7 protein-coding genes are annotated in these 6,248 nt (G+C 42.7%); 5 read left to right on the forward strand and 2 right to left on the reverse strand.

All coding sequences use genetic code 11. The features are described from left to right. The first annotated feature begins 34 nt into the window (after positions 1-34). On the forward strand, positions 35-1,099 hold the full coding sequence (locus G4P69_RS28475) for an NADH:flavin oxidoreductase/NADH oxidase (protein WP_208344550.1): 1,065 nt from the start codon (positions 35-37) through the stop codon (positions 1,097-1,099). An 8-nt stretch (positions 1,100-1,107) separates the two neighbouring features. Here G4P69_RS28475 and G4P69_RS28480 read toward each other — a convergent pair whose 3' ends face one another. Beyond that, positions 1,108-1,521: a DUF4010 domain-containing protein gene (locus G4P69_RS28480; protein WP_208344549.1), complete on the reverse strand. Its 414-nt coding sequence runs from the start codon at positions 1,519-1,521 to the stop codon at positions 1,108-1,110. Next, positions 1,505-2,467: an MgtC/SapB family protein gene (locus G4P69_RS28485; protein ID WP_208344548.1), complete on the reverse strand. Its 963-nt coding sequence runs from the start codon at positions 2,465-2,467 to the stop codon at positions 1,505-1,507. The genes G4P69_RS28480 and G4P69_RS28485 overlap by 17 nt, the downstream gene beginning before the upstream one ends. Positions 2,468-2,864: 397 nt before the next feature. Here G4P69_RS28485 and G4P69_RS28490 point away from each other — a divergent pair, with 397 nt between their 5' ends. From G4P69_RS28490 to G4P69_RS28505, 4 genes are all read left to right on the forward strand, one after another. Next, on the forward strand, positions 2,865-3,941 hold the full coding sequence (locus G4P69_RS28490; protein ID WP_208344547.1) for an LLM class flavin-dependent oxidoreductase: 1,077 nt from the start codon (positions 2,865-2,867) through the stop codon (positions 3,939-3,941). 41 nt (positions 3,942-3,982) lie between these two features. Next, a complete protein-coding gene (locus G4P69_RS28495) occupies positions 3,983-4,798 on the forward strand; it encodes a hypothetical protein (protein WP_208344546.1) in 816 nt (271 codons plus the stop codon). 103 nt (positions 4,799-4,901) lie between these two features. After that, a complete protein-coding gene (locus tag G4P69_RS28500) occupies positions 4,902-5,549 on the forward strand; it encodes a beta-class carbonic anhydrase (protein WP_243902608.1) in 648 nt (215 codons plus the stop codon). 12 nt (positions 5,550-5,561) lie between these two features. Then, positions 5,562-6,194 (forward strand): sulfite exporter TauE/SafE family protein, encoded by a 633-nt coding sequence (locus G4P69_RS28505; protein WP_208344545.1) that lies wholly within the window; start codon positions 5,562-5,564, stop codon positions 6,192-6,194. Positions 6,195-6,248 lie beyond the last annotated feature (54 nt).

The following is a 6,248-nucleotide window of genomic DNA, read 5'->3' on the forward strand; positions in this document are numbered from 1 at the left end:
CTATTACTCGTCCTAGCTACGCTGCATTAATCTTATGACACATATATTTGAACCACTTACCATTGGTACAGTCACTTTTCGCAATCGCATCGCTGTCTCACCCATGTGCCAATATTCTAGTACAGATGGATATGCTAATGATTGGCATTTAGTTCATCTGGCAAGCCGTGCAGTTGGTGGTGCAGGTTTAGTCTTCACCGAAGCAGCAGCAATAGAACCAAGAGGACGGATTAGTCCACAAGATTTAGGAATTTGGTCAGACGGACACATTGAGGAGCTTTCCAAAATTGTCACAGTGATTCATAATTTGGGAGCCATAGCAGGCATTCAACTGGCTCATGCTGGAAGAAAAGCTAGTACTGCTCCACCATGGGAAGATAGAAAAATATTAGATGAATTCAATGGCGGTTGGCGTCCTGTGGTTTCTAGTAGCGCGATCGCGTTTAGTGAAGAACACCCTATTCCCGAAGCCTTATACAAAGCAGGAATTCAAGAAATTATTGATGCTTTTGTACAAGCCGCTAAACGTTCTGTTGAAGCAGGGTTCAAGGTGATTGAAATTCATGCAGCGCACGGATATCTCTTACACCAATTTCTCTCACCCCTTAGTAATAAACGCGACGATGAGTACGGAGGTAGTTTTGAAAACCGCACTCGTTTCCTGAGAGAAGTCACCCAAAGTATTCGAGCTATTTTACCCGAAGGTTATCCCCTTTGGGTAAGAATATCAGCAACAGATTGGGCAGAAAACGGTTGGGACATCGAACAAAGTATCGCACTCTCGGATAAACTCAAGTCACTGGGTGTAGATTTGATTGATTGCTCAAGCGGCGGAACTTTACCAAACGTCAAAATACCCTATGGTGCTGGTTATCAAACTGAATTCGCTTCAAGAATTCGTAAAGAGGCAAATATTCGCACTGGGGCTGTGGGTTTGATTAAATCCCCAGAACAAGCCGACCACATTATCCGCACTGGTCAAGCTGATGTTGTTTTACTAGGACGGGAAATGCTACGCAATCCTTACTGGGCATCATACGCCGCTAAAACACTAGGACAGGATAAAGTTTGGCCTGTACAATATGACCGCGCTTGGTAATTCGACTATTATACAGTGCCGATTAAGCCTAGTACCGAAACTAATCCTAGGGCAATAGTCAATCGAATAGTAAGTTGGCGTGTACGAGAGATTCTCGCAACCAACGGCAGGTTTACCAATGCACTGGTAACAGAAGCAAGTACTGCACCAGTCCCTGCCACTTTTGCAGAAAGTGTGCCGTGATCAGCAAGAGTCGCCGCAGAAGCAACAGCGCTCGCGCTCGAAATTAACCCCCCAAGTAGACTGATCGCATAAAAACCAAATTGACCCAGCGCCTTTTGTGCTAGTACTGCAGCAATTTGAAGCGCCAGAAAAATCAGTCCAAACTTCAACGCTGATTGCAGGGAGAAAGGGGATTCAAAATTGAGCCCGGTCGGTGTTTCTTCTGAATGGCGGCTACTACTATCAGTCAGTCGGTTCAAGCGATCGCGTTGACAACTTGAGATGTGACAAGAAGTGGATAAAACCCAACCCCGCAATTGCCGTGAGCATAAGAGCTAGTGCCAATGCTGATGATTTCAAAGCTAATGGAGACAGGATAGCCAACAGCAACCCGTTGCGAACCAGCATAGCTCCTGTAGCGAGGATAATACCTTGGTATGCTATCTCGGTAAGACGCCCCTGCGTTTCGTATACCCGTTTAGCTAGTTCGATGACAGCAACGCTACTATTGACCAAGCCACCTAAAAAGGCAGCAACTTGTATGCCTCGCGTTCCATACATCTTCCATAAGACATAGTTAACGAAACCTATCCCTGCCACTAGAATCACCGTCAACCAAGCTTCACGTGGTTGCACTAATTTCCATGGATCTATACTCCCCTTCGGTAAAGCTGGATAAATAACGAACGATAACATCGCTAGCATAATTGCTGCTCGAAGCTCGCTCGCGCTTATCCCTAAGCTAAAACGTTTGAGGCTTTCTTTCCAAGAGAGTAATGCAGCTGTCATCACAGCCACGGCTACAGGTGTCACAGTATGCCCTTGTCCACAGAGGACTCCAGCAAATCCTGTCACCAACATCGCCACCGATGTAGTCAGTTCAGTGCCTTTGTTAGCACGCAAAGTTTGAAGGTTTAAAAAGACAATTGGAATTCCCAGTAAGGCGATACTCAACAAAGCGTAGTTTTCATTCAGTATTCCACCCAAGCTACCCAAGAGCGACACAAAACCAAAGGTTCTGACACCAGCATGTTTATGTCGCCACTCCCTTTCCAATCCGACAAACAATCCGATCACTAACGCTAAAGCCAAGCGCTTAATACTATAGGTATGCAAAGTCCCAGAAAAAATTGTTGGGAATGACCAAGACAAAGTCAAAATGTTTGTTACTGTACTAGGTGTTATTGCAACAGGCTCTAATATCATTGAGATGCACTACTGATGAAAATGTGGTAATAATTGTTGCTTTCTTAGTTGGTTGATAAGCAGGATGTTATTCGCTAAGTTTACAGCAAATTAAGACTAAGTTAACAATAGGTTAATGATAACAGACACCGAATAAGGTACGGATATCGATTCTTGCAACTCTCCGTTAACCTTCAGTATTGTGCTGAGTCCGCTTAAATTTATAGAATTTAGTGAAATGAGGGTTAGCCACACATTAAAGTTCATTGCTTTTTCATGTGATTTGTGCGATGATTAAAAACTGATACAACAGTAAATCAATCAAAAAATAGTAAATTATTTAGATTTAGCATTTAATCTAGCAGACTTCTGAAAGTTCTCACACTCAAAACCTTGTGCTGCGAAAGGACATAAAGCTATGTCTCAGCCTCGTTACGGTATTTGGATTCCAGTTTACGGTAATTGCGGTGCGATGAACCATCCGATGGAACCTCGCGATGCTAGCTACTCAAGAGCAAAGAAACTCATACAGTTAGCAGAAGAATACGGGTTTTCCAGTACTCTCATCGCTGAACACATCATCAATCCAAGAAATCAAGAATTTGACCAGCTAGAGACTTGGACAGTAGCAGCAGCGCTCGCTGAAGTGACCAACTCGATTGAAATTATAGCTGCTGTAAAGCCTTTGCTGTTTCATCCAGTTGTCTTAGCTAAGATGGCATTAGGTATCGATGCTATCAGCAACGGGCGTTTTGCAGTTAACCTTGTAAGTGGATGGTTTATGCCAGAATTACAAAAGTCTGGGATACCTTTTCTACCTCATGACGAGCGCTACAGCTATTCTCAGGAGTGGATCAAGGTAGTAAAAGAACTTTGGAGTGGGGAGAGAGTTAATTTTCAAGGAAAATATTTTCAGATCAATGATTTGTGTCTGCGTCCGCATTCAGTAGCACAACCCCATCCTCGCGTGTATTTGGGTGGTGAGTCAGAATCCGCCAAGAATTTAGCAGCACTAGAAGCTGATGTATTTTTCCTCAATGGTCGCCCTTTGGAAGTCGTGCGTGAAGCGATCGCTGATATGAAAAAGCGGGTTCGTACAAAACCCAAACCTCTGAGCTTTGCGCTGTCAGCATTTGTAATTGCGCGATGTCTGGCGACAAGCCGCTTTGCGTCTACAACTCAAGCACAAGCACAAGCAGAATATGAGTATTTACTTGAACTTACCAAAGCTGACGACAGAAGCGAACTTTTAAAAGGTGTTGAACCAGAAGTTGTCATGTTCAAAAACATGGCGAAATATCCAGGCCTGGGGAGTAACGGAGGGACAGCTGCGGGCTTAGTTGGCAGCTATGATACTGTAGCTGCACGTTTAACTGAGTTTGTAGAAGTAGGAATTGATACTTTTATGCTGCAATTTCAACCTTTTGCTACGGAGATGAAACGCTTCTCTCAAGAGGTTATACCACGAGTACGTTCTCTACAACTGATCAATTAGCATTCAAAACAACTTTTAGATTTCTATCAAAAGCGCTGAATATGACTGCAACATTGACTCGTCCTGCTTGGACACCTGAGCTAGAAATTGAAATTATCGACAAATTAATTGACCAACATGCTCCTCACTTTCCCAAAACTCGCTTGTCTACATCTCGACCCCTTGAGACACAAGAAGAAATAGATAACTTCTGTCGTTTCCGTATAGGTGGTGCGGCTCACGACCTTTACATTGTACAAGTTTGTGGTAAGGTAATTGACCAAATTCCTGACCCAGAACTACAACTATTTTTAAGCCGCCAAATTGGGGATGATGGAGCACATGCGCAATTTACCCGCCATCGTGTATGGGCATTATCAGGACACGATCCTATTAACAAGATAAAGCAGGAAGCACAAAATCATGCCCGCTTTATGGGTGATTTGCCTACTCGCAACTGGCTAGGGTTTATGGCTTTTGAGTTGCACTATGAACTTCATATTGTTGCTCAGCTAATTTTAAATAGCCGAACGACTAAAATTATTGATCCAGAAAGCTCAGAATTTGCCAGTAAAACAATCTTGCCTGATGAAGCAGTTCACCGTTTAGGAGTTTTAGCTTGGTGGCAAAGTACGTATGAGCAAGCCTCACCAGCACAAAAAGCCGACATAGCAGCACAGCTTTTAGAACTAGACGAAGAAGCACAACAGCGACGCAACCCTTATCTTAAAGAGTATTGGCAAGTTATCCACCAAGCTACTGGTGATGAAATCGAAGGTTTAGGAGCAGTTTATGATGCTTGGCGCAAAGAGGTACTTGCTTACTTTCTTAATATTCCTATTCCGAATCTTCCCAAACTTGTGAGCGTAAGCGAGTAAGGGCGTTGAAAGCTGCTTTTTTGCTTAGCAAGCAAGTTCATACACTTAGTTTATATACTTATAGGTGAATTTGGACATACCATGTAGAATACTGAGTGTATCAATGTCCGAAAAATTATACTCAGCGCAAGAATTTATGAGTAACGTTTTAGAAGAAGTTTTATCAGCTAACCGAACTTATGCAGAAACTTTTGGAGACAAAGGCAATTTGGCTATGCCACCGAAACGCCATTTCGCAATTTTAACCTGCATGGATGCCCGCCTCGATCCTGCTAAATTTGCTGGATTGGCTGAAGGAGACGCCCACGTTATCCGCAATGCAGGTGGGCGTGCGAGTGATGATGCTATTCGCTCTCTTGTGATTTCCTACAAGCTTTTAGGAACTCGTGAGTGGTTTGTCATTCACCACACGAACTGTGGTATGGAAACTTTCACTAACCAAATCATCAGTGATTTACTTAAAAGTAGTCTAAATACAGCTTATGTTGATGAAACTGGTTGGCACGATCTTGGCTCTGGTTCTGGTTCAGGCGAAGGCGTGTATATTAATTGGTTGACAATAGACGATCTTTCTAAAAGTGTCTATGAGGATGTGTTGCGTATTCGCTTCCACGCATTAGTACCACCTCATATTCCTATTTATGGATATATTTATGATGTAAAAACTGGGAAACTGATAGAGGTTCCAGAAGCAATTGAAGTTGGCAAAGCTAAATTAGCTGGAGAATTGATCAACAACAAGAAAAGTTAGTAACTTCTAAATATGACTTTCATGCAGGCTTGCTTTCTGTTTTTTGTTGCTTGGATCACTGGAATTTTGAATTCAGTTGCTGGTGGCGGAGGTTTGATAATTTTCCCAGCCCTGATATTTGCTGGTCTATCACCTATTAGTGCGAACGCGACAAGTGCGATCGCCTCTTGGCCTGGACTTATTGCTGGCGTGGGTGCATATTACAAAGAATTGCAGCCGCATCTACGTCTGTTTTTGCTTTTTGGCAGCGTTAGTTGGATAGGCGGTTTCGTTGGTGCAATGCTGTTGCTTCAAATACCAACAACTTTATTTGATCATCTCGTGCCATATTTATTACTCTTTGCAACACTATTATTTACCTTCAGCAATTCCCTCACTGATTGGTTGAACATTACTTTTGGAGAAGCAACCCAAGACACAAGGTATTCTTTACTTAAACCGTTACTTATCTATTTTTTGGTTGCCATTTACGGAGGATTTTATGGGTTAGGCATTACTTTTTTGATGTTTGCCGTAATGGGGATGCTAGGCATGAAAAATATTCACCAAATGAATGCCCTAAAAACCCTCTTAACTGGAGTTTGGACTAAAAGCTCAGACAGAAGCAAAGCACGGATAGAAGAAAAGATAAAAAATAGACATTAGTACTGAGGCGCGGATTGATTGTTAGAGAGGAAAGCAGTCAGAAGTTACACTGAC

The sequence above is a fragment of the Aetokthonos hydrillicola CCALA 1050 genome (assembly GCF_017591665.1).
GTDB lineage: Bacteria > Cyanobacteriota > Cyanobacteriia > Cyanobacteriales > Nostocaceae > Aetokthonos > Aetokthonos hydrillicola.

Bases quoted from the DNA above. Each gene is read 5' to 3' on its own strand.
- G4P69_RS28475 (WP_208344550.1), top strand. From the start codon at position 35: ATGACACATATATTTGAACCACTTACCATTGGTACAGTCACTTTTCGC.
- G4P69_RS28485 (WP_208344548.1), bottom strand. From the start codon at position 2,467: ATGATATTAGAGCCTGTTGCAATAACACCTAGTACAGTAACAAACATT.
- G4P69_RS28490 (WP_208344547.1), top strand. From the start codon at position 2,865: ATGTCTCAGCCTCGTTACGGTATTTGGATTCCAGTTTACGGTAATTGC.
- G4P69_RS28495 (WP_208344546.1), top strand. From the start codon at position 3,983: ATGACTGCAACATTGACTCGTCCTGCTTGGACACCTGAGCTAGAAATT.
- G4P69_RS28500 (WP_243902608.1), top strand. From the start codon at position 4,902: ATGTCCGAAAAATTATACTCAGCGCAAGAATTTATGAGTAACGTTTTA.
- G4P69_RS28505 (WP_208344545.1), top strand. From the start codon at position 5,562: ATGACTTTCATGCAGGCTTGCTTTCTGTTTTTTGTTGCTTGGATCACT.